We start from the raw sequence: 21,282 nt of genomic DNA, 5'->3' as shown, positions 1-21,282 counted from the left end.
TCAGTTGAACCAGCCGAGCACTGCCCGGCCAAGGTTGCCAGGCCCGATGGGCAGGGCGATGAGATAGAGGGCCAGGAAGCCGGCCGCGCGCCAGCGCATCAGGAGGATCTCGCGGTGCTCTGCCTTGCTGACGAAGCCACGGCGCCGGCCGTAGGCCACCAGGCGACGCCAGTGAGCGATGATCCACACGCACAGGAGGACCTGCGCAAGGGCGCCCAGGCGGGACGCGTTGCGAAACCAGGCCATGAGCTCCAGCACCTGGGCGGGAGCCAGGCGGATCAGCACGCTGGCCACCAGCGTTGCGATGGCCAGCAAGCCTATCGCGCACAGGAGCCAGGGAATCCAGCCGCGCAGCCACCAAGGCGAATGGTGAGCGCTCGGGGCGGGCGGTTCATGCACGTCGATGTCGCTGCGAAATTCCTCGTTCATCGCTGAGCTCCCACATGGCCATCGACCAGTGGTGCGCGGTCTGCACGCCCGCCGCCGGCGGCGCCTGCTGCAGCCGAGCCAGCTGCCAGCTGGTTTTGCATGATCGCCAGCGCTGTGTCGCCGGTCATTTCCTTGCGAATCCTGAACTCAAACATCATGTCGTCGATGTACTGCGTCAGCCGGTCGATGCGCTGCTGCACTTCGTTGTTCACCTGCTTTGCGGCCGTGGCCTGGGGCAGACTCATGCCCGAGATCAGCGCGTTGCGCGCGATCAGCGCCTTGTCGATGACCTTGTGCATGGCGATCTCCTGGGACAGGCGATTCACGGCAACCGAGCGCATGTCCGTGGGCAGCTTGCGCACGGCATCCATGAGTTGGGGGCTCACCGCCATGCCCGGCGCGCTGACCTTGGCCAGGTCAGCCTGGCTGGCAGTCTCTGCCAAGGAGAGCGTCCGCATAGTAGGCAGCACGCCTTCGAGCTCCTGCTCGTACTTCGGCGCCAGGCCTGTGGCGGTGACGGTCGCTGTGGGGTTCGGGCAGCTGGCGTCCTGGGTGCAGAGATAGATCTTCTGGTCGCCCAGCACCTCGGTGCTCCACTTGGCCAGATCCTCGGGAGCCTTGAAGGCCTGGACCAGGCGCGTTGAGGACAGCGAGGAACTGCCGTAGTTGGCCGTGGCGATGGTGCTGGCCGACTTGTTGATCGTCACGTTGTAGCCGGCCACGGCCAGGTCACGGATGGGCTGGATCGGTGCTGTGCCGATGCCACCAGCCCTGGAGCCAAACACCCAGTCCAGGCCCCGCTTCTGCGCTTCCTCGTTCTTGTTGATGTCCACCTTGGCCTGCACCACGTCGCCGGACAGCGAGGCTTTGATCTTCCACGCGTCGCCCTTCGCCAGGGCGATGTAGTCCTCGTAGGGGTCCTTGCCGGACTTGATCATCGACTCCATCTCTTCGCAGCTTTTGAGTGAGGAGGCGACCAGCAGATCCGCCTTCTGGCTGAAGTTCTGAAAGAGCTGATACAGGCCCGGTTGGGCGCGCTGCAGGAAGTACAGAGGCAGGGCGGCGATGCCGGCCTGCACAGCCCCGGCGACCGTGGCACCGAGGTTCTGGATGCTGTTCATCAGCGTGGACCAGGACATGCCGATGTCGAACTTGCCGCAGGAATAGTTGGCCCGCACGCCAGCGCTGAGCTGGGTGGACAGGGAGCCCCGGTTGGGCGCCATGCCGCTGGGCGAGCCGCCGCCCATGCGGTAGTACAGGCTGGAGGACGAAACGGGCTGTGCTTGCGCGGGCACGCTGAGGGCGGTCAGCGCGCAGGCCAAGGCGACACACGAGATGGCCTGCAGCGCCTTGGGCTGCCGGCGAGATGAAGCAGTCATCGGTGATCCTTCAGGGAACGGAGAAGAGAAAAATGCCGCGGCGCTGGCAGCAGATGTAGTGCTGCCAGAGATTCCAGGCGTAGCCATCGGCTGGATCTGTCTGGCCATCACCGAAGGTTGTCAGCGACAGGGAGTCGTTACCGCCAAACGTCAGGCAGGAGGAGGCCGGCCTGGGATGCAACATCTGCCACTGGTGGCCACGTCCGCCAAAGTAGACATGGCTGCCGCTGGGTGGCTCCACCTTTGTGTAGATGTGGGGCTGGGCCGACTTGTAGATGATCGAAGCGATCCGCTCAGCCAGCACCGCCGAGGCCTTCACGGGGTGCGACTGGATGATCTCGCCGGTACGCGGGTAGGTCGGCCCCCAGGTCTGGGTGTAGCCGCTTCCGACTTCTCCGAGGCCAGGCACCCACGACTGCGGATACAGCATTTCCAGCGGAAGCACGCCGCGCCAGAAAGGGGCATCGATCTCCGTCTGGATGTGCAGTCCGAAAAGCGTGGCGCCGCCAGGGCAAAAAAGCATGGACCCGCCCGTTGCGCCGGACACCATGCTGCCCAGCTGCTGGAAGCCTTCCAGCCCGCCCTGGATCTGCTGCACGGTTTCGGCGATCTTGATGACCTGGCCAATGCCCTGGATGGACTTCATGATGGTCTGCAGGCTCTCCAGCATCTGGGCGGGTGCCTCCAGCATCTTCTTGGCGTCCGAGGCGACGGTGTTCGCGATGTCCTTGGGCACTGATGCCCACTGCCGGCCGATATTGGGCAACTCCTGCGTGGGGAATTTGGCCAGCTCGGTGACGGACGGAATGGTGAGCGTGGTGGGCATGGAAACGCTGCCGCCGGCGACCATGGCAGCCAGCGCACCGGCTGGGTTGCCGATGGCATCGGCGCTCTTGTAATTGGTCATGGCGGAAGGCGTGTCCAGGCCTCCAGCGGACGAATCAAGGGTCCGGCCGATGATGGAAGAGCCTGCGGCCGTCAGCGTGGTGGCCACCAGCGTCCCGAGATCGGCCCAGGGGTGCATCAACGGGTCGTTGTAGGTGCTGACAACCACGTCTGGCACGTAGTGGCTGATCTTGATACTGGTCTCGATCCAGCAGAAGGTGAGCTTGCAGCGCAGGAAGAAGCAAACGCCTTCCACCATGTACGACACGCACGAGGGCGCGGCCGCAGCGGTGTAGCCGACGACGCCGGGCGTCGTTATGGCTTTGGCGGGAGCAGGGGCCAGCGCCAGGGTCATCGATGTCACCGCTGCAGCGATCGACGTGAGGAGGGTGCGACGACCACGCTGACTTGTGGGACGTGTGGTGCTCATCGACGGCCTTTCGACTGCAGGTACAGGCCCACGGCGTGGTCCACGTCTGCCACGCCATAGATCACCGAGTTGCGGTTGATGACGATCGCAGGCAGGCGGTCCAGGCGATAGTGGATGGCCAGGGACATGCCGTTGGCAGCATTGACGATCTGGTCCTTGTAGCGGGCACGGATGTTGGCCTCCTGCTGCAGCATGTAGGCCTTGGCCTGGGCCTCATCCATAGGCAGGCGGATGCTCATCTGCTGGCTGATCTGGGCCATAGCATCGAGCCGGAAAACGCGCAGCGCGTAGGGCGAGTTCTGCTGGGCCCGGACATGGGTAGCGGAGTTCGCGAACACCTCGACGGACGTGACGGTGGCAGCACTTTGGGCAGCGGCGCCGACGGCGGCCATGCTGAGCAGGGCTGTGGCAAGGATCTGCTTCATGCCCGTGCCTCCGCCAGCTGCTCGGCCACCTTGTATGCGGCCTCGACCATGGTGCAGCCATGCTCTTCCATGATCCGGCGCCGCTGGGCTTTTTCATGGCCTTCGGTCATGGCCAGGGCGATAGGCAGAGCCGGTGGCACATTGCGGAACAGCCATTGGCCCAACGCGCTTATCAGCACGCCCTCGGTGTACTTGGGCGGCTCCTTCTTGGCGGACTCCATCATGGCCCGCTGCTCCGGGGTGAGGTTTCGGAAGCGCGCCACTTCCTGGATCTCCGACTTGTCCATCGTCAGCAGCATCCAGAACTCGCACATGGAGAGCACGCGTTCCATGGAGTCAGGGAAGTCGCGCAGGTTCTGGGTGGCGAGCCAGAACCAGATGGAGAGCTTGCGCCACATCTTCGTGGCCTTGGCCAGCTTGGGGCCGAGCAACTCATTCGTGGTGATCAAGTGGCCCTCGTCGGTCAGCTTGACCAGGGGCCGGCCCTCGGCCTGGTACTTCTCGCCGCGCGACTGCACCGAGTCGATCAGGCTGGAATACGCCAGGGCCAGGGCATCGCCGTAGCCATCCTTGGTGAGCGTGCCCATTTCCACGAGCGTCACATCGGCATCAGGCCAGTCGCCGCCATAGGAGTTGAAAAGCGTGCCGCGCAGGCCCATGGTGAAGGACATCATGGCCTGGCCCATGTCCTCGGCGCGGCTCTGCCGTTGCGAGGACAACGAGGGGTCGCGTTGCATGCCCATGAGCTCCAGGGCCACATCCTGAGTCAAGGGGTGCTTGCGTTGCTCCTCCTTGGCCCGGACAGCGGCCCGAATGATGGCGCGCGATACCAGGTAGCGGTCAGCACGCGACATTCGATCGACTTCTGCTTTCTCGCCACCCGTGATCATGAGGATGGCCGAGATCAGCATCTCGCCCATGAAGTCGCGCTTTTCGTCTTCCTCATCCTCCTCGGTCTCTGCGGCTGCCGCAGACGCCGGATGGGCAGGCGCCAGGGCAGGGGTGCTCAGCGCATTCTCGACGGAGGCCATCAAGGGAGTCCCATCTGCAGCCTCATCGACCTGGACGCCGGCCGAGGCACGGGCGCGCTCCTCGGCGGCATGGTAGGAACCCATGATGTCCTGGTCTTCCAGCAGCTTGAAGCCATGCACGAATGGCGGCAGAGACTCCTGGCAGTCAGGCGAGAGAGTCACGCGGTGCACGCTCAGGCCCTTGGCCGCCATGTCGGCCACCAGCAGGTCGAAGGATTCGCCGGCATCGACGATCACCATTCGTGGGCGGTGGATGGCCATGGTCATCATGGCCAAGTAGTTCAGCGTGGCGGACTTGCCCGCGCCGGTCGGCCCGAGCGTGAGCATGTGGGCGTTCTTCTTGCGGTCGCGCTTGTTCAGGGGATCGATCCACAGCGGCTCGCCGCCACGGTTCCAGAACCAGAAGCCCGGGTGGGGCGTGCCGCGTGAGCGGCCGTAGACCGGCATCAGCGCTGCGATGTGGCTGGCGAATGTCAGGCGAGAACGGCTCAGGTACTTCTTGTCGAAGTCCACATCGAAATTGAAGGGCAGAGCCCGCATGAACGTGTCCAGCGGCACCAGGTCCTGGCGGGGATCGATGAAGCGCAGGCCCGAGGGCCCGAGCAGGGCGTTGGCTTCGGTGACAGCCTTGTCCAGCTCGCCTTTGTCGCGGCCAGTGAGGTACAGCGTCATCATCATCGGGAAAAGCTTGTCCCGATTGCCGATCATGTGATGCAGCACACGCTCGCACTCGGCGTGTGTCTCCATGGCCTGGGGCGTGTGGGCGCGCGACTTGTCGCGGATGCGCGTGATCTGCTGCTCGACCTGGTCCTGCCGGGAGATCACCACGGTCATCGACAACATGGAGCCGGCCGGCAGGCGGTCGAACCTGGCGAAGGACTCCTTGCCCGTCTGTGTTTCTGCCGAGAAATGCCCGATGGAGGGCTCGCTGCGCATGTTCTGGAGCGTCAGCGCCTTCACAGGCACGCCGTCGAACTCGAAGTAGCCGCCGGCATGGTCCGTGCGTGGCTGGGACAGGGACAGGGATTCGGCCAGGTCCCAGTCGAACATCGTGGCGGGCTTGGGACCGGGGTATGGGTAGGTCTTGATCAGTTCGCCCGGGGTCGGGGCCCACGGCACATCACGGTTGAAGAAGGGCAGCAGCCATTCGTAGAAGTCCTTGCCGTCGCAGCGCCTGGCGGCGATGCCCGCCTCGTTGAAGGTGGCCATGAGGGTCGTGGCCACGGATTCCATCTGCTGCTGGGGTGTGCCTGGCTCGGATGCTGCGCTGGTGAACTTGCGGTAGATACAGCAGCGCACGCGCCGCTGCTGGCCCCGCCAGACCTGTCCCGTGACCTGCGTATCCGTGAACAGGCCCTGGGGCCGGGAGGCCTGCTCCAGGTGCTTGCGGAACTCCTGCAGCACCGACTGGGTGTATTCGGAATTGATCACATCCTGGCCCCGCGCCGGGTTGTCCTTGTGCTGGCTCAGCACGTAGTCATGAAGGTGCTGTTGCAGCTGCTCGATGTTGCGGTCGTCATTGACAAACCACTGCACGATCCAGGGCGTGGTGTCGGATTCGGGCAGGGCCGTGATCGCCTCGCGCACCTTGTCGCAGCGCTCTTGCAGGTAGCTCAGCGGCTGGGCCTCGGTAGCCACCGGATCGAGCTCGAACATGGCGCCCCAGGTCGCGCCGTCGCGCATCACGAAAACTTGCTCGCCAGGCGAGTAGGTCACATAGGGGAGCATCTCGGTGAAGGAGGGCGGGCGCTGCGCCATGCGCTGGCGGTCCCCCACGGTCATCGGTCGCTCAGCTGCAGGGGCGGACACATCACGTGCAGCTTGGCCAGCCGAGGGCGCCGAGGTGGACGGATTCGACGGAGTGGACGAAGTCTTGGCCTTGCCACCCAAAATCAGATCGAGGATGTTCATCAGCGGGCCTCCCCGCCGCCGGCGCGGCCACTGAAGGCGGCGCGGCCGCGCTGCAGATCCTCGGTGGACTCGCCGGGCATGGCGTACTCGGTGGACTCGTACATGGGGAAGACCGTCACGTAGCCCGGCACCGGGTATTTGCCCCGGGCCAGGTGCGGGTAGACGACCATGACCAGGTCAGGATTGGCGACACGCGCGAAGCGCTGCTGCATGGGCTCCAATGCCGACCAATAGCGGGCCGTGCCGCCGTCGCCGTGGGCGATGGGGCGGGCCTGGGAATCGCGTTCCAGCCGGTCGCGCGCGGTCTCCTTGGCCGAGGCCTGCCTGGACCCCTGCTCGGCCCCCTGGGCGAGTGCCTGGCCGGGCAAGCTCTTGCCACGGTAGATGTCCAGCAGTGTCGGGCTGTCCTTGGTGACATCCTTGAGCGGCGATTCGCGCGGGCCGGTGACAGAACAACCGACGAGGTTGCCCGCCGCCAGGGCACATGCCAGGAGTCGGGTGATGGGAAAAAGCTTATTCGAGGCCATAGCGGGCTCCTGACAGGGCATTGGTGGCTTGCGTGCGGTGCACGACCTTGCGTGGATTGACGGGCTTGTCGATCTGGATCTCGCGGTCCAGGTGGACGACCAGCTGGGCGCCGGAAGGCGTCACGACCGCGTCGAAGCTGCTCTTGAGGCGCTCGGTGAGCCAGCGGGTCAGTTCTTCGGTGGCGGCAGATCCCATGCGGCCCAGGGCGAAGCTGCCGGCGTTGCCGGTGACCGATGCCGAGGTCGAGTCGCCGCGGTTGAGCGTGGTGGTCTGGGCCTGTGCCAGTGCCTCAGCAGCCACACCCAGGCCCTTGGCGCCGATGATGTCGGTGAGGTAGGTGGGCGCATTGGTCACGAACTTGCCCTGGATGCAGGGGTTGCCGTGCAAATCGCTGATGAAGCCGAGATCGGCATTCGATGCCGAGGACAGCCCCCCGCTGGTCGATGAGCCGCTGCGGCGTGCCGACACCGTGCGAATGGCGCCGTCGTTGAATACGAAAGTCATGCTGCGCACCTTGCCCTCGGTGCAGGACAGGGCCATATCCCCGATGGCCACGCCGGTGATGATCATTCCGGCCAGGTCCTCGGGCAGCTCCCAGCCGTTGGCCGCCAGGTTGTCGCGGCCCACCATGGCTTTGAACTGCATGGGATCGGTCACGCGCCCGTTCACAGGCACACGGCCGATGAGGCTGGTCATGGCAGTCACGCCAGCCAGCGTCGAGTTCTCGGGAAGGGTGTAGTAGGGCTCGGGTTCGGGCTTGATGGCAGCTGCAGCCTGCGCTGCGCGCGTTGCAGAGCCACCCTGGCCCGAAGGGCCGGGAGCCACTTCAGCTGCTCCCGGTGCACGCACGTAGCGCGTGGTGGACTTGCCATTGGCCGTACTGGTCTGCTTGGTGTAGCCCATGGGCGCGAGCACCTCGTAGCCCGACCCGGAGCCCATGTCGAACGCGGACCCGGCGCCCGTGCCATACGAGCCTTGAAGGGGCGGCTGCGAGGCACCTGCAGGGCGTGGACCGCCGATGTTGCCGAAGGCATCGGAGGCGTTGCCCCACGCATTGGCGATCACATCGACGGGGCCAGCCCCAGGCTGGCCGAAACCTGTGGATGTGGCAGGCGAAGGCGAGGAACTTGCTGCTGCAGGAGCTCCATTCATCGTCATGCGCTGCTGCATTTCACGGTTCTCCCGGGCAAGCTGCTCGTTGGCCTGGATCACCTTCTGGATATCCGTGCGGAGCTCTCGATTGCTTGCTGCCACCGTGGCCAGGGTCTCGGCTGCCGTGTCTTCGTCCGCGCCGGCCGTGGCCGGCAAGGGCACAGCAGCCATCGGTGCTGCGGCTGGTGGCGCGCTGCGACCCATGAAGAAAATGCTGACCACGCCCGCCAGCGTGAGCGCCCCGAGAAGGGGGATGAGTTTGTTTCTTGGAACAGCCATGTGTCTCCCCTACAGGCAGGACTCGAAAGAACGCTCGCAGACCAGGTAGATGGCCGTGGTGTCGGTGTCGCTGCCGGCGGGGCCGAGCCGGCCGTGCTGGGCAGTCGCCGCGATCCAGCGGCCGCGCACGCTTTCCAGCGGCACTTCCAGGGCAAAGCGAGATTTGTTGGTGACGCGCACGGCCGTGACATACAGCGCGCCGCCCTTCCACTGGCCCACCGGCGCTGCATCGACATTGGCGCCACGCAGCAGGGCCGGCAGGGGGTCCGAGCTCACCGCCACTTGCATGACACCAGGTGCAGCGTTGGCGAGCCGGCGCGGGGCATAGAGCTGGCGTGCTGCGTGGCGCGTCAGCTGCACCATGTCGATGCCCGCGCCTGCAGCTGCAGACGTGACCTCATCGGCAGAGCGCGCTGAGGGGTTGGGCACGCTGCCGGGCTCGATGACGGACACCTGCAGCTCGCCTTTGGAGGAAGTCGCGCGTGCTGGCTTGTCCACGACTGCCACCAGATCCATGGGGATCTGCTGGCCGCTGTCCACGAGCTCGGCCACGATGCGGATGGGCACAAAGGGCACCAGCGCGGTGACGTAGATCGTGCCGCCGATCGACTCGATGCGCGCCACGGCCGAAATGTCGCTGGGCACATGCAGCAAGGCGTCCGAGGGCAACGTGACCAGGCGCTCCTGGCCCACGGTCAGGTTCACGCGCACGGGCTCCCGGGCGAACACTGTGCGCTCGGCAGGGCCAGACGCAGTGCCGCTGAGCGGGGCAGGGCCTACGCGGCGCAGCGTGGCCTGGGCCGCTGCGCTACGCGCGATCGAGCCGCGCGCTGCAGCTGCCAAGGGCGCCGGCACGCTCATGCCGGCGACGGTGCTGCCTGCGCTAGAGGAGGCAGCCTGGCCCAGATCGATGTTCTCGGCAGTTTGGCCAGCCTGGACATTTGGCTTGTCGTTGGTGAATTCAGGAGGCGGACCTGAAACACTCAGGGGTTCGACTTGCTGGGCGAAAGCGCCCTGCAGGGGCTGGAACAGCAGCAGGCCAGCCAGGCCGCATGCAAGGATTTTGCGGTGTTGCATGGTCAATCGACAGAGGTGTCGCGGGGCAAACTGGACGGAGAAATCACGCTTGGCAGGCGCGGCGCCGCAAGGGTGGCCTGCACCGGGTTGCCGGCCTTGAGCTCAGCAGGATTCAGGCGCGCGGGCCGGTTGGCGCCAAAGCAGTCCAGTGCCAGGCGCCAGGGGTTGCGTTCCCGGTCCACGTCGAAGCGCACCACGCGCAGCGGATAGCGGATGAACACGTCCTTCACACCCTGGCCACCGAAGGTTTCTGTGACCTGCATGTCCAGCAGCACGGTCCAGGCGTCGGGGCCTTCGCTCAGCACACGGTTCTCGGAATAGGGGAAGCCTGGGATTTCAGTGATCTGGCGCGTGCGTTTGCGCAGCTCGCCCTTGCCCTGGCGGGTTTCCATATCTGCTTGCAATTGCGCCTGGCAGCGAGGCGTCAGGTAATACTGCATATTGAAAATTTGCTGGCCGTAATCCTTGACACCATCGGTTTGCCAGCGATTGATCTGCTGCCAGATGTAGTAGGCAAATCCGTACACATTGGGCTTGGGCACAGGGGAATGCCCCCCCGTGACATGCACCGTGTCGCCGGCACGCACATCAGGTGCGAGATGCACGTCAACGCTTTTGGGCTGCCGCCAGGCAAACCAGACGGCGAATATGGCCAATACGAGCAGCGCAAACTGGCTGGCCATTTGCCTACGGCTGTGCCTCCGCTCCATTTCCAGAGCGTTCATATATTTTTCACTGCTCATACTTGATCTTTGCTTTTTTGGCTGAATGGATCGGAATTGATTCTCCGGCCCAGTTCCATATAGCCATCGTGAGTGATGTACCGGCTTTTGACGATGCCTTTGCGGGCAAGGTAGATGCGAAATGCCTGGACATACCAGCGTTCAGGCTTTGAGCGTTTGATGCTCTGCAGGTAAAAGGACGAATACCAGATGGTCACCATCGGCAGAGCGATGCCCAGCACGAAGATGAAATGCCAGTAACCTGTCAAAGAAAACAGGACGAGCCCGAGCACGACGCTGACCGCGAAGGACGCTGCGCCGATGTACGTTGCCTCCGTTGCCGACATACCATTGATGATCGCAGGCTCCGCATTGACGCGATCGGTCAACGGTGCGCCTCGCCGATCCTGGGGGTGCTGTTCGTCCGCCATGCTTTTTTCAGGCGAGCACCGAGAGCGCGTAGTTGGCCATCATCACGATAAACACAATCAAAATGACGCCCACAATGAAGAATTCCTTGAGATCCGCGAATTCGGCCTGGCCGCGCGAGTATTCATTCCATTTTCGCAAGCCACCACCCATCACTTTGATGAATGACAGGCCAGCAAGAACCAGGGCAAGAATGCTGATGCCTGCCTTGAAATAGGCTCCCATCTGGCCCATCCAGTCACCATCCTGGACCTGGGCACCACCGATGCCGCCGCCTTGAGGCGTCGGGATGTTGGGAAGTGCAGCGAACACGCTTTCATGCACCATCACGGACAGCAGAAGGGCGACCTGAGAGAACTTGGAAAATGCCGAATTTTTCATAAAACTAATCCTTAAAGCGGTAAATCAGAATACCTAAAGCCAAGCAACGAATGCAAATATCAAGCTGACAATCACAATCACAGTAATGATCGAATCAATCGCATCAGACTGTTCAATCTCACCGTCTGAATAAGCCTCCATAATCATTTTTCCGAACCACGCGGCAATAACCAGAATCACGCCAAAAACCAGCGTGACGACAACGACCTTCATTCGCGCTGGATCAACGCCCGAGGCGTCCATGAATCCCGCTTTCATATCGCCGAACATGGTTACGCTCCTGGGTTACTGGCGGTAGTCGCCGCGCAGCGGTGTCACGGGGCGAGGTTGGCGGGGAGCATCGATGTGGGTGGTGATGCCCTGGCGCAGCATTTCCAGATCACGCTGCAGCCAGTCGTACCGGAACTTCACGCGCTGGCCCGTGGGAGAGCTTTGCTCGGCCTGGCCAACCATGACCTGGACCTGCTCAATCTCGGCCGCGATGCGCGCCAGGCGCTCACGCTCCAGATCGTCGTCGGACACCGTGGCCCAGGCCGATGCCGTGGTGGCCAGGATGCCGATCACGAGGATGGCGAAAAGCGGGCGGGGGGATTTCATCAATTTCTCCTTCGGAAAAGTCATGCGTATTTCTTGAATGCGCCCACGGTGGTGGACAGCGATGCGGCCACCAGGACAGTGAAGATCAGCACCATGTAGGCGGGGTTGAAACCGGGGAAGGGCCATGCGAGATACAGGCTGAATCCGCCCGTGAGGGCCCAGTGCGTGTATCTCTTGGAGTGGTGGTAGACAAACGAGGATTCGCGCCCGCCGATCCAGCGGCGACGGTCACGGCGCACCAGACCGTCAATCACGCCCATCAGGCACGCAAGCACGAACGCGGGCATGGCATAGGCCGCGATGCTCAGGCGCAGCACCACGTCCTGGGCCACGAGCATGCTGATCACGGCCCATTCAGCAGCGATCTTGGAGACAACGCGCGTTGTTGCGCCCACGGCCTGCAGTGGGGCAGACAGCTTGGCCATGGCCTGCATGGGCTCGTCGGTGAGCGATCGCTGATACCAGCGCAGAATGCCGAGCCTCTCGTAGGGCCAGCGCACATATCCGAGCAGCTGCAGAGAAAAGCCCACGGTGTCTGGCACCAGCACGCTGCGCGGCGCCGCCGCAATGTATTGCAGGTCTTGCTGGAGGACCGACTGGGCGTGCGGGATGCCCTGGCCCTTCCAGAAGAACATGCTGCCGCCGATCTCGATGACCATGCCGACGAGCCAGCTGGTCAGTGTGATGCTGACCAGACCGAAGGCGATCTTGGCCACCAAGTCCACAGGGCCGACTGTGGGGGCCTTGGAGGGTGCGCGCTGTGCTGTAGCCATCAGTGGTGCCCTCCCACAATGGAGTCAATCACACCGGTACTGCGCAGGGCACTGCCATGGGCGCCAGACACGGCCGTGTACTCGGAGTCGCTCTTGGCTGCGCTGTGCGCCAAGTCGATTCCGATGAGCTCGTGGCCACCGGAGCCCAGATGGTTGTGGCCCATCCAGTCGGTGTCGGCTGCCCAGGTCTCGCTGGTGCGGTAGCGCCGCTTCATGTCCTCGGCAACGGCCCTGAGGGACTTGGGCACAAATGGATCGTTCGTTGTGTCGGCCAGCGGGATGCGGATCTTGAAAGGACGGTTGCCTTCCAGCAGCGCAAAGGCCTGGCCCTGGGGCAGTTCAAGGATGTCCGAGGGCTCGATCAGCGGTGCCTTCGTTGTGGTGGCAATGTCATCGTTGCGGCTGGTGAAGTCCACGCCGTTGCCTGTGGCAGCGGTGTCCGAGACACCGGACACCGGCGTCAGGTGCGTCACGTTGACCTGGGGCACCTGGTCGGTCAGCAGGCTGGCCGTCGCGGCCGAGCGCACGCGCAGCATGCACAGGTGGTTGAAGTTGTCCAGGATCTGGCCGGCCTTGGCTTTGTCGCCCACGCGGGCCTCGATGTCGAATACGGACTGCGTGTATGCCGTGATCTGGAAACCTGAGCCACCGAGCTTGTTGACCATGGGCACGAACTCTGGACCGGCGATCTCATTGACTTCATCGAAATGGGCGCAGACCTTGGGCAGCTTGAGCTTTCCGTCAGTGGCATGCGGATCGAGGCCGGTCTTGTAGAGGCGCCCGCCCACGCTCACCAGGTCGGACAGCATGGAGTTGCCCACGGCAGAGGAGACCACCGAGTCGGACAATGCGTCCAGGCCGGCGTAGACGATGCCGCCCTGGCGGAAGACCGTCATCCAGTCGAAGATGGGCCGCTGGTCGTTCGGGTCGAAGTAGTCCGGGGAGATGAGCTTGCCCACGGCGCCGGAGGTCAGCTTCTCCAGGAACGGGCCGAGCGAAGCGATGATCTTTTCGTAGAAGGAGCGCTCGTAGCTGACGGCAGCGGCCAGGCCCAGGAGCACCTTGTCATCGGGCTGGCACTCCTTGATCCAGACGAACATGGCCACGATCTCGGGAGGACGGTCTTGCATGCTGCGAGACACCGGAATCTGGTTTTTGATACCGAGCAGTTTTTGGATTTCTGCGAGTCGCTCCTGGTAGTTCTTGTACCGGCCCTGGGCGGCCTGGGCGCGAAAGAACATCGCGGCATAGTCCATGAACAGAGGATCAATGCCCGTCACGTCCTTCAGGAGGGATTCGTAGGTTGGAATTCGGCCCAGTGCCACCTGCGCCTGGGCAACGATGTTCGTGAAGCGCCACGAGAACTCCTTGAACGCCGCGCTGTTTCCGGAAGAGGGCAGGGCATTGGTGGCGCGACTGGCGACTTCGGTGATGCGCGCAAAATTGCCTATGCCGTTGTAACGGGCGCTGATGTCCGGGTAGCCCAGGTGGAACAGGTAGAAGCTCTTCTCGCGGCCGGCGCGCCGCGCTTCGGCATGCATGCGCAGCATCAGTTCAGCGTCACCCTTCGGATCGATCACGATCGTGACGTGGCCGGCGTGGATGTCCTGGGTGCACAGCAATTCCAGCAGGCGCGTTTTGCCCACACGCGTCGTGCCCAAGACAAGCATGTGTCCGTTTCGGGAGCCCTGGCGGAGCAGCACAGGCTTCTCATCCTGAACGCCGACACCGTGCAATATGGGCGAACCGCCCAAATCCACGCCCGAGGCAAATGGATTCGCTGGTCCACCGATATCCACTGCACGCCGAACGAGCTTGCAAAGCAGGCTATCCGTCTTGGTCTCGGCCCATTTGCGAACCTGCTCGCCGGCATTGGCCAGGCGCATCTCTGCAGGAGAGGGCTTGACATACTCACGGACCTTGACAGCCTGGGTGTCCAGCTTGCGCTGTGTATGCAGCTGGGTCCAGGCGAAGCCTTCGCCGAGATACAGGTGGTCCTTGGTTCCAGGCAACTGGTGGGGCGCCACGCGGGTCATCTTCGTGAACTTCAGCCCACGCTGGTAGGCATACACGGAATAGGCCTCGCGGGCGCGCTTGCAGCCAAAGCCTGCAGCAATGGCTGCGGACACGGCACCCAGAGAGTGCGGCATCATCAGCGCCCACGGCGCAGCTGCAGCCACGCCAGCAATCCCGAAAGCTGTGGCAGCGCTCCATGCTTCCACAGGCGGCCGCAGCAGGCCTTCCATCACGCCCTCGCTCATGCCCAGCCTCCCGTGGCCAAGCTGGAACAGGCTGCGGCCCAACGCGCACCAGAAATGTTCCAAGCGCGTGTCGTCATTGCGGAGACTCCGCGGTTTGCTGGAACATTTCCTGGCCCAGGATCTGGTACGCACGTCCGTTGGAATGCACCAGCACCGGGTAGGCATTGGCGCCTGTGGCAACCAGCTGCTCGGAGAGCCAGCTACCCGTTTCCGGTGCCAAGCGAAGCGGCATGGCCAGGCGCTGCAGAGACTTGAAGGCCAGAGGACTGCCGGCCTGCACCACGATGCCAACAGCCTGCAGCTGCACCAGCTTGTCCTTGTTGAACGAGAGCCAGCGCATGGAAAGCTCATCGGCGGCCAGGACAAACATCGGCTGTGTCATCCAGGCACCGTCAAAGACCTTGAGCCCCTCCTGTGCCAACACGCCGGTACGCAAGAGGCGCGCGCCAAAGGGGAAGCGCAGCCCGTCGAGCACTCCAGGATCGTCCGCATCGCCCACCAGCTGGGCGACATAGGGAGCGAACGGCACACTGCGGCCGCTGTCGTGCAGCACCTGCAGCTTCTGGGTCTCGGGCAGTGGCTGCCCGGCGACTGCAGGAGCGGCTGCAACTGAGCACAGGGCCAGGGCACAGAGGAGGCGGAGATTCATCGGCGAAGCGCTCCTCGCGCGGGGGCCGGCGTGCCGGCAGCGGGTTGCGGCTCGATGATCTGCGTGCGGGGCACGCCCAGCATGTCGGCGGCGCCGACCGAGCTATGCACCTTGGGCATGCCGTCGAAGCTGATCATGGGATCGTTCGGGAACAGCCGGGCCATGGCCGCTTGCATTTCGCGCTCCCATGCAATGGAGCGCTCAACATCCGCGCGGAAGATCCGCGCCATGCGTTCGGCATACTGCCGGCGCTCCGCTTCGGAACGAGCGTGGATACCGAGGATCTCGAGCGGTGAGAGCTTCTCGACCGAGAAGTTCGCACGCGGCCCCATGGCCAGCACCTTGGCCCGGCGCATTTCTTCGGCGTTGAGCCCCCACATCTGCTGGACCTGGCGGTCGGTTTCGTCAGCTTGGCTGCGCGAATGGGCCGTGTTGGCGGCTGTGGAGCTTCCTTCGGTGGTCTGAGTGGTGCGGACCTGGGCGATAGCCAAATCAGGCATGCACGCCACCGGGGCCAGCAGAAAACCTGCACTGAGACAAATAGCGGCTCGCATGTTTAGCCTCCCTGGCTCACGGAGAGCGTCAGGCCAGGGCTGCCCGGGGCCACAAAGGTCGCTGTGCGGGACACAGGATCGGCGGACTTGAGCGCCATGCCATTGACCACGTCACCCGGGCGCAGCACGCGCATGCGGCGGTCACCAGGGATGCCCGAGGCCACCACGACCGAGGGCTCGCCGTTCCACATATCGACGGCGATCAGCTGGCCGGAGAGCGCAGGCGCCGCTGGTTTTTCGGCGGGCACTGCTTTGGAGGTGGTGGCTTTCTTATTGACTGCAGGCCGCGAAGTAGCGGCCCTGACTGGCTGGGCCTTGACCAACACGCGCGGTGTTGCTGCAGGGGGCCTGGCAGCACTGGGCTCGGGAGCGGTCGGAGCGGGCGCAGGCGCTGAGGAGTGAGCCGGAGCGACTGCAGCTGCAGTCGCGGGCGCAGCCTGGACAACGGCCGGTGCGGCGGCTCGCGCTTTGACATCCTCCTCTCGCATGTGCGCCAGCTGCTGGCTGAGCTCGATCATCATCGCTTCCATGCGCTGCATGCGCGCTGCCAGTTCCGGATCAGCGGCAGTAGAGGAAGCGGCTGGAGCTTGCACAGGGGCGGCCACGAGAACATTGGCTTCGAGCTCGGCCTGGATCTCTTGTGGCTGGGCCAAAGAAGGCTGTGCAGGTTTGGCAGAAGTGCCCAACTCCGAAATGCCCAGCTGATCCAAGCCCCCGAGCCGTGGATCAATCGGTGCCCGGAGCTCGTCCGGGCCGCTGGGCTCGATCGTGCCCATGGTCGGCAGATTTGTCCCAAGAAGGTCGGGAACCTGGCGGATGGATGGGCCGTACTGGAGATAGCCCAGCAGCGCGATCCCTGCCAGGGACACAGCCATCAAACTGCGCCTTCCCGTGGAAGAATTTAGAAGGGCTGTTTTGCCCGTCTTGGCTGGAGCCTGTGCGGTCGCCTGATGCGCTGAAAATCTTTCGAAAGCAGGTGCATACGCTTGGGCCGATGTGGCAGCAGCTGAAGGATCTGTGCCTGCGGCTTTGCCGGGTTGATCATGCTCTGAGGGGACTTGGTCCTGCCGCGTTTCCATGTCCTGCATCCACTCCAGCCCGCCGATGTGGGGGGTGAAATCCATGCCTGGCACAACGGGATGGCCGGACGTATGAAATGACGGCCCGCTCATTGGTCTTTGCCCGATTTGGAAGGAGACACGATGGGCTGGAGCCGGCGCGGCGGCTGTGCGCTGCCGGCATTGCCCAGGACGAACCACACGCGGCGCGTCACATGGTCTGTTTGCCACGTCCAGGCCTTGCCCACCAGCACAGCCAGCATGTCCTGGACGGAGTAGGGACCGAGGGTGCGATGTGCTTCAGGCAATGGAAGCCCGAGAAAGCGGCGGGCTTCGGGAGACAGCGCCGTCAAGTCGGTCAAGGCGTAGCCGGTGCGCAGCAGGGTGTAGTCGATGGCCTCGCCAATCGTCGTGACTTGTTCGCGGGGAAAGGTGATTTGCGCAACGAGCGCCAAAGGTTCGCTCAGCCCCAGTTGAGGCTGCGCTTCAGCGGTCGTGTAGCGACCGAGTTGTAGGCGCTTATTGCCATCCACCAGGGGCGTGTTGGCGTGGCAAACGCCGGCCGCCAGCCATGCCATGCCAGCGATGAGATATCGGTGCGAGTGCCGGGACATGCGGGAGAAACTCCAGAAGAAAAATCCCGGGCCGCATGACGAAGAGGAGGAGAAGACATGCAGCCCGGGGAAAGGACACATTCGCGTCCGCCGGTCGGCATATTCGGATTTGGAGCATTTGCTCTCAAGCGTAAAACGTGCGGTGCATACCGAACGTTTTACGCTTGACATACAAGTAAAAAAAAGGCAGGTGTTGAAATGGCTTAGCAGCCTGCAAGCAGAGGGCTGCTTGCTACGGGAAAAACGGCTCTTACCGGCTTACAGGCCCTACTCAAAGGGCGCGGCTGCTCCTCAAAATTGAGGAGCAGCCGCAAAGGATTTACGGGTACTGGTAGAGGGCTTTGACGGGCTACGGGCCGGATTGCTGCCCCCGGGGCGGGGTAGCAATCCACAAACGGCCGGCGTCATGACGCAGAAAATCCATGTCACAACTGAGCCGGCGTTACACGCCCTAACATAAACGAATCGGGATTTCAAGCGTAAATCGTGCGGTGCGAAGTGCTCGATTTACGGCTGACCGCATCGACGCATCCCTGTACCGTGCGCGGCCATGGATACACCGTCGTTTCGCAGCCAGCACATGCCAGTTCGCCCTTCCCAGGAGCACCCGTTCTTAGGGCGTGATCCGCTGGACCATGGCTGTGCGATCTTCACCGTCATAGAGTCCCTGCAGCAGCTTGGTTTGGAAAGCTGGACGGCGCGGCTGCTGAGCTGGCTGGGCAGGTTTGAAGGGCTGGAGCGCCATTTGGAAGAGGACTGCGATCCGGTGCTGTGTGTGCGCCAGATTCTCCTGCGGCATGTAGCTGATCAGCCGAGAGGCGCCGGCAAACAGAAAGGCCTTGCAGATGTGACCTGGCACAGCATCGTCCACACCATCGTGGCCCAGCCCTTCGTGCAAGTGTGCTGCGACTGGAGCATGGACGGATTGCGGCCGCGCATTCGCTGGGACCCCATTGAACACACCTTTCTGCAGTTTGTGGCTCTTGGTCAGGCAGAGGAAGAGCTGTCCGTCTGGACTCCTGCCGCAGGCATGCCCTGCAGGGTGAGGAAATGCGCAAGTTTACTTCAACGGAAGCCGAGATAACAAACTTGCTTAAATGTAAGGCTCTTTCACGAACAGTTTGTTTTGAAAAAACTAAAGTCCAAACATAGCTCTGATTTCAGCATCAATAGTTTCCCGTTCTGCTTTCAGGTCCGTGTAATCAGGTACTATGATTTTAAATTCTTGAACCTGCTTAAGTGCTTTCCAAGCGGCATAGTTATGAAATGGATTGAGGCCCATCACGTTACCGAGGTCAGTATCAGACGATCCAGCCCTGGCAGCAATTATGGAGAAATCTTTCAAGGCGAGTTCAACTTCCCAATCACGAACGAACAACAAAAGGGCAGAGAAAGCAAGCGCACTACTCACAAAATTCCCTTTTGGCTTTGAGTCCTTCAATGGAGTGTAATTATTCGCTATGAATTCTGATAATTCACAGGTCTTATTGTACTCTGCTTCCAGCGAAGATGGGTCGAATGCTGAACGACCTTGGTATCGACGACATATCGAGGCTATTTGCTCTATAACGCCAAAAAAATTAAATCGCCGCTTATCGAATTCATGCATGAATTCCTGGTAGCTAGGGTGACGGAGAATTTGTTGACGCGCTACTTCTGCTCTTAATGAAAAACCATGTAATGCAGCGATTTCAGCAGTGAGCGGCACGCCTTGGGGCAGACCTTGCTTAGCTTTGTATGCTTCATAATTGAGATCATTTATCCAATATGGGAAGCGGGCATCCAAAGAGACGAGGAACATAGACTGGACTTTTTTTCTGAAGAACCACTCTCTCATATCTCGGATTGACCGCTGACTGAAAATTCCCAACCCAATCCCGGTACACACAAGTTCACGAATAGCTCTTGTCACCTTCGTCTTCGAATCATTGAACAATATCAGATTTTCCGGTTCAGAATTGGAAAAATCCGAACTATCAAAATCACAGTACTCTCTGTGTCTTGGATTGCTGAAGCGGAAAAAAGCTTGGCGAAGGGGCTTCTTGCTTTTACTCGACACTGCCTCTCTAACTATTTCAGCCCCCGTCACGAAGCAACTAGGGCACTGAAGATCTTGACGCATGAACTCTCGCCAGTGATCAGGCACCTTATCAATACTAGTGACCTGTTCACCAAACTGGGCCGAGAGGCGCCTAAGCACCTGCTCGACGTCACACTCTATTTCCGAGAATTTTGAGTAAGCTGTTAATGGCATAAATTTCCTTATCCAAGGATATTGGCATTGCCTGCATGTTTAGCCGCCACAGATTAATTAGAATACGAAAAGTCAAGCGTCATAGAGTAGCTGTTTCCAGATATAGAAACACAGCCGACCAAGAACCTAATGATTCCAAATTGAACAAGTTGCAGTCAGCGCTCTATAAGAGTGGCATGATTTTTTGCCAAGGCAGTGCGAAATTTTTCCAAAGTCTCTGGATTCTCGTCAATACTAATAATTGGCAATAATTCAAGACCAGTTTTTGTTAAAGTCAATCCCATCAACGAGGGGGCGTCATCTGTGTAGAAAATATTATTTTTGGGAGCTTCCAATTTAACCTTAATCCCCCAGCGTTGATTTTGAAATGAAATCTCAAAATCATCTTCTTCGATTCTTGCTGATTCATCTAAATCGCGAATTCGATGAATATATTTCCACAAATCTGTTCCATCGGGCAATATTCTGAACAAACCAGTTTCAACCAAATCATTGTACCTTAAGGGCTGGGGGGATTTATCATTATCCAAATCAATAAAAAATGTCGATTCTACATTATTGGTTCGGCCTATAACTTTAATGACTGTGCTACAGCAACGTGCAAAAAATTCTGCCGATTCTTGATCCATTTCGGAAACTGTCCTTAAAGTCTTTATTGAAAAACTTCGAGGTTTGCATATTTCGCCAGCAAGAATTTTTCCAAAAAGTTCCTGCATATATTCACTGCTCATTTTCTCGGCTTCAGATGCGAATGAATTTAGCCAGTCAAGTGTTATTGTGCTCTCTGGCTCAGGAGTAACAGCGGCTTGATTTGCAACCCTGCTTAGCTCAGAAACTGCATTTGAAGTGACATTGAGTAGATTTAAATCTTTACCAAGTGCTCTGGCTGTGTATATTTGTGTTGCTTCATCGATAGTCTCAGAACTTGGGGTGGCAAGCCTATCTGCAACATTTTTGGAAGCAGCCATAAGCAGTGCGACTTGTGATGCCGTGGTTGCACGTTCCAATGCAGGAGCGCGTTCTGCTCTCGCGACATGTGCATCAATTTTGAGTGCAAACCAGTGGCTCAAAACTTTGAACAAGCCTTCAGCCGCTTTTGGAGCAAGAGTCGCTGCAACCTGAACTGCCTGAGTTGCAATCGGCCCAGTAAAATCGGCCCCTTGAATCATCGCCTGCAAATCCGTTGACTCCATCTCTACTCCTCAATCAAAGTATAAAAGAGCTGGCAATTAACTTCAGTCGCCAGCTAGCCAGAAAGCAATACTCGCTCAACATGCAGCACGTCATGCAATCGGACCGCACGGCCTAGAGGCTAACAGCTTTCTCTAACATTAAAAAATGCGAAAAGTCAAGCGTAAAAGCTGCGGTGTTTGCCGAACGTTTTAAGCATGACTTGGGCTAGCGTCGTCCGTATGGTGCTGGCCCATGGCAATCGAACGTCTCCAACTGCGTACTTCGTGCCCC

22 protein-coding genes are annotated in these 21,282 nt (G+C 61.0%); 1 reads left to right on the top strand and 21 read right to left on the bottom strand.

Going from position 1 to position 21,282, the window contains the following annotated elements:
- The 19 genes from AC57B5_RS06305 to pilL2 all read right to left on the bottom strand — a co-directional run bounded on the left by AC57B5_RS06305 (position 1) and on the right by pilL2 (position 17,564).
- On the bottom strand, positions 1–429 hold the full coding sequence (locus AC57B5_RS06305; RefSeq protein ID WP_496399021.1) for a hypothetical protein: 429 nt from the start codon (positions 427–429) through the stop codon (positions 1–3).
- On the bottom strand, positions 426–1,808 hold the full coding sequence (locus AC57B5_RS06300) for an integrating conjugative element protein (protein WP_496399020.1): 1,383 nt from the start codon (positions 1,806–1,808) through the stop codon (positions 426–428). The genes AC57B5_RS06305 and AC57B5_RS06300 overlap by 4 nt, the downstream gene beginning before the upstream one ends.
- Before the next feature lie 10 nt (positions 1,809–1,818).
- Positions 1,819–3,048 carry a TraU family protein gene (locus tag AC57B5_RS06295; protein WP_034393646.1) on the bottom strand — a complete coding sequence of 410 codons (1,230 nt, stop codon included), beginning with the start codon at positions 3,046–3,048 and terminating at the stop codon, positions 1,819–1,821.
- 71 nt (positions 3,049–3,119) lie between these two features.
- Positions 3,120–3,548, bottom strand: a complete 429-nt coding sequence (locus AC57B5_RS06290) for a TIGR03757 family integrating conjugative element protein (protein WP_160853740.1) — start codon at positions 3,546–3,548, stop codon at positions 3,120–3,122.
- Positions 3,545–6,490: a conjugative transfer ATPase gene (locus AC57B5_RS06285; RefSeq protein WP_496399019.1), complete on the bottom strand. Its 2,946-nt coding sequence runs from the start codon at positions 6,488–6,490 to the stop codon at positions 3,545–3,547. Before AC57B5_RS06285 ends, AC57B5_RS06290 begins: the two co-directional genes overlap by 4 nt.
- Positions 6,490–7,017 (bottom strand): TIGR03751 family conjugal transfer lipoprotein, encoded by a 528-nt coding sequence (locus AC57B5_RS06280; protein ID WP_496399018.1) that lies wholly within the window; start codon positions 7,015–7,017, stop codon positions 6,490–6,492. Before AC57B5_RS06280 ends, AC57B5_RS06285 begins: the two co-directional genes overlap by 1 nt.
- The gene (locus AC57B5_RS06275; RefSeq protein WP_496399017.1) at positions 7,004–8,449 is read right to left on the bottom strand and encodes a TIGR03752 family integrating conjugative element protein; all 1,446 of its coding nucleotides are present in this window, start codon (positions 8,447–8,449) and stop codon (positions 7,004–7,006) included. Before AC57B5_RS06275 ends, AC57B5_RS06280 begins: the two co-directional genes overlap by 14 nt.
- A gap of 9 nt (positions 8,450–8,458) precedes the next feature.
- Complete coding sequence (locus tag AC57B5_RS06270) at positions 8,459–9,526, bottom strand: TIGR03749 family integrating conjugative element protein (RefSeq protein ID WP_496399016.1); 1,068 nt, start codon at positions 9,524–9,526, stop codon at positions 8,459–8,461.
- Positions 9,527–9,528: 2 nt separating this feature from the next.
- Positions 9,529–10,269: a PFL_4703 family integrating conjugative element protein gene (locus AC57B5_RS06265; protein ID WP_016446100.1), complete on the bottom strand. Its 741-nt coding sequence runs from the start codon at positions 10,267–10,269 to the stop codon at positions 9,529–9,531.
- Positions 10,266–10,679 carry a TIGR03750 family conjugal transfer protein gene (locus tag AC57B5_RS06260; protein ID WP_231890476.1) on the bottom strand — a complete coding sequence of 138 codons (414 nt, stop codon included), beginning with the start codon at positions 10,677–10,679 and terminating at the stop codon, positions 10,266–10,268. The genes AC57B5_RS06265 and AC57B5_RS06260 overlap by 4 nt, the downstream gene beginning before the upstream one ends.
- A 7-nt stretch (positions 10,680–10,686) precedes the next feature.
- Positions 10,687–11,058, bottom strand: coding sequence for a TIGR03745 family integrating conjugative element membrane protein (locus AC57B5_RS06255; RefSeq protein ID WP_063326125.1), 372 nt, complete (start codon positions 11,056–11,058; stop codon positions 10,687–10,689).
- A gap of 33 nt (positions 11,059–11,091) precedes the next feature.
- Positions 11,092–11,328, bottom strand: a complete 237-nt coding sequence (locus AC57B5_RS06250) for a DUF3262 family protein (protein ID WP_496399015.1) — start codon at positions 11,326–11,328, stop codon at positions 11,092–11,094.
- 15 nt (positions 11,329–11,343) lie between these two features.
- A complete protein-coding gene (locus AC57B5_RS06245; RefSeq protein ID WP_063326127.1) occupies positions 11,344–11,655 on the bottom strand; it encodes an integrative conjugative element protein, RAQPRD family in 312 nt (103 codons plus the stop codon).
- Between the two features lie 20 nt (positions 11,656–11,675).
- Positions 11,676–12,428 (bottom strand): TIGR03747 family integrating conjugative element membrane protein, encoded by a 753-nt coding sequence (locus AC57B5_RS06240; protein ID WP_016446094.1) that lies wholly within the window; start codon positions 12,426–12,428, stop codon positions 11,676–11,678.
- Positions 12,428–14,689, bottom strand: a complete 2,262-nt coding sequence (gene traD, locus AC57B5_RS06235) for a type IV conjugative transfer system coupling protein TraD (protein WP_496399438.1) — start codon at positions 14,687–14,689, stop codon at positions 12,428–12,430. The genes AC57B5_RS06240 and traD overlap by 1 nt, the downstream gene beginning before the upstream one ends.
- A gap of 73 nt (positions 14,690–14,762) precedes the next feature.
- Positions 14,763–15,242: a PFL_4695 family integrating conjugative element protein gene (locus tag AC57B5_RS06230; RefSeq protein ID WP_227468533.1), complete on the bottom strand. Its 480-nt coding sequence runs from the start codon at positions 15,240–15,242 to the stop codon at positions 14,763–14,765.
- Positions 15,243–15,334: 92 nt separating this feature from the next.
- Positions 15,335–15,892, bottom strand: a complete 558-nt coding sequence (locus AC57B5_RS06225) for an integrating conjugative element protein (RefSeq protein WP_496399014.1) — start codon at positions 15,890–15,892, stop codon at positions 15,335–15,337.
- Between the two features lie 2 nt (positions 15,893–15,894).
- Positions 15,895–17,016 carry a hypothetical protein gene (locus AC57B5_RS06220; protein WP_496399013.1) on the bottom strand — a complete coding sequence of 374 codons (1,122 nt, stop codon included), beginning with the start codon at positions 17,014–17,016 and terminating at the stop codon, positions 15,895–15,897.
- 44 nt (positions 17,017–17,060) lie between these two features.
- Positions 17,061–17,564 carry a PFGI-1 class ICE element type IV pilus protein PilL2 gene (gene pilL2 / locus AC57B5_RS06215; protein ID WP_496399012.1) on the bottom strand — a complete coding sequence of 168 codons (504 nt, stop codon included), beginning with the start codon at positions 17,562–17,564 and terminating at the stop codon, positions 17,061–17,063.
- A gap of 580 nt (positions 17,565–18,144) precedes the next feature.
- Here pilL2 and AC57B5_RS06210 point away from each other — a divergent pair.
- Positions 18,145–18,648, top strand: coding sequence for a hypothetical protein (locus AC57B5_RS06210; RefSeq protein WP_496399011.1), 504 nt, complete (start codon positions 18,145–18,147; stop codon positions 18,646–18,648).
- 51 nt (positions 18,649–18,699) lie between these two features.
- Here the strand turns inward: AC57B5_RS06210 and AC57B5_RS06205 are convergent, their stop codons facing one another.
- The gene (locus AC57B5_RS06205; protein ID WP_496399010.1) at positions 18,700–19,686 is read right to left on the bottom strand and encodes a hypothetical protein; all 987 of its coding nucleotides are present in this window, start codon (positions 19,684–19,686) and stop codon (positions 18,700–18,702) included.
- A gap of 287 nt (positions 19,687–19,973) precedes the next feature.
- Complete coding sequence (locus AC57B5_RS06200) at positions 19,974–21,011, bottom strand: DUF2806 domain-containing protein (RefSeq protein ID WP_496399009.1); 1,038 nt, start codon at positions 21,009–21,011, stop codon at positions 19,974–19,976.
- Between the last annotated feature and the right edge of the window lie 271 nt (positions 21,012–21,282).

The organism is Delftia sp. BGA-UO-ETr-SB1 (assembly GCF_059567865.1).
This window is presented reverse-complemented; position numbering and strand designations above follow the sequence as displayed.

What these genes read in the sequence shown, in the direction of transcription:
- AC57B5_RS06305 (WP_496399021.1), bottom strand. Translation starts at nt 429, where the DNA reads ATGAACGAGGAATTTCGCAGCGACATCGACGTGCATGAACCGCCCGCC.
- AC57B5_RS06300 (WP_496399020.1), bottom strand. Translation starts at nt 1,808, where the DNA reads ATGACTGCTTCATCTCGCCGGCAGCCCAAGGCGCTGCAGGCCATCTCG.
- AC57B5_RS06295 (WP_034393646.1), bottom strand. Translation starts at nt 3,048, where the DNA reads ATGACCCTGGCGCTGGCCCCTGCTCCCGCCAAAGCCATAACGACGCCC.
- AC57B5_RS06290 (WP_160853740.1), bottom strand. Translation starts at nt 3,548, where the DNA reads ATGAAGCAGATCCTTGCCACAGCCCTGCTCAGCATGGCCGCCGTCGGC.
- AC57B5_RS06285 (WP_496399019.1), bottom strand. Translation starts at nt 6,490, where the DNA reads ATGAACATCCTCGATCTGATTTTGGGTGGCAAGGCCAAGACTTCGTCC.
- AC57B5_RS06280 (WP_496399018.1), bottom strand. Translation starts at nt 7,017, where the DNA reads ATGGCCTCGAATAAGCTTTTTCCCATCACCCGACTCCTGGCATGTGCC.
- AC57B5_RS06275 (WP_496399017.1), bottom strand. Translation starts at nt 8,449, where the DNA reads ATGGCTGTTCCAAGAAACAAACTCATCCCCCTTCTCGGGGCGCTCACG.
- AC57B5_RS06270 (WP_496399016.1), bottom strand. Translation starts at nt 9,526, where the DNA reads ATGCAACACCGCAAAATCCTTGCATGCGGCCTGGCTGGCCTGCTGCTG.
- AC57B5_RS06265 (WP_016446100.1), bottom strand. Translation starts at nt 10,269, where the DNA reads ATGAGCAGTGAAAAATATATGAACGCTCTGGAAATGGAGCGGAGGCAC.
- AC57B5_RS06260 (WP_231890476.1), bottom strand. Translation starts at nt 10,679, where the DNA reads ATGGCGGACGAACAGCACCCCCAGGATCGGCGAGGCGCACCGTTGACC.
- AC57B5_RS06255 (WP_063326125.1), bottom strand. Translation starts at nt 11,058, where the DNA reads ATGAAAAATTCGGCATTTTCCAAGTTCTCTCAGGTCGCCCTTCTGCTG.
- AC57B5_RS06250 (WP_496399015.1), bottom strand. Translation starts at nt 11,328, where the DNA reads ATGTTCGGCGATATGAAAGCGGGATTCATGGACGCCTCGGGCGTTGAT.
- AC57B5_RS06245 (WP_063326127.1), bottom strand. Translation starts at nt 11,655, where the DNA reads ATGAAATCCCCCCGCCCGCTTTTCGCCATCCTCGTGATCGGCATCCTG.
- AC57B5_RS06240 (WP_016446094.1), bottom strand. Translation starts at nt 12,428, where the DNA reads ATGGCTACAGCACAGCGCGCACCCTCCAAGGCCCCCACAGTCGGCCCT.
- traD (WP_496399438.1), bottom strand. Translation starts at nt 14,689, where the DNA reads ATGAGCGAGGGCGTGATGGAAGGCCTGCTGCGGCCGCCTGTGGAAGCA.
- AC57B5_RS06225 (WP_496399014.1), bottom strand. Translation starts at nt 15,892, where the DNA reads ATGCGAGCCGCTATTTGTCTCAGTGCAGGTTTTCTGCTGGCCCCGGTG.
- AC57B5_RS06220 (WP_496399013.1), bottom strand. Translation starts at nt 17,016, where the DNA reads ATGGATTTCACCCCCCACATCGGCGGGCTGGAGTGGATGCAGGACATG.
- pilL2 (WP_496399012.1), bottom strand. Translation starts at nt 17,564, where the DNA reads ATGTCCCGGCACTCGCACCGATATCTCATCGCTGGCATGGCATGGCTG.
- AC57B5_RS06210 (WP_496399011.1), top strand. Translation starts at nt 18,145, where the DNA reads ATGCCAGTTCGCCCTTCCCAGGAGCACCCGTTCTTAGGGCGTGATCCG.
- AC57B5_RS06205 (WP_496399010.1), bottom strand. Translation starts at nt 19,686, where the DNA reads ATGCGTCAAGATCTTCAGTGCCCTAGTTGCTTCGTGACGGGGGCTGAA.
- AC57B5_RS06200 (WP_496399009.1), bottom strand. Translation starts at nt 21,011, where the DNA reads ATGGAGTCAACGGATTTGCAGGCGATGATTCAAGGGGCCGATTTTACT.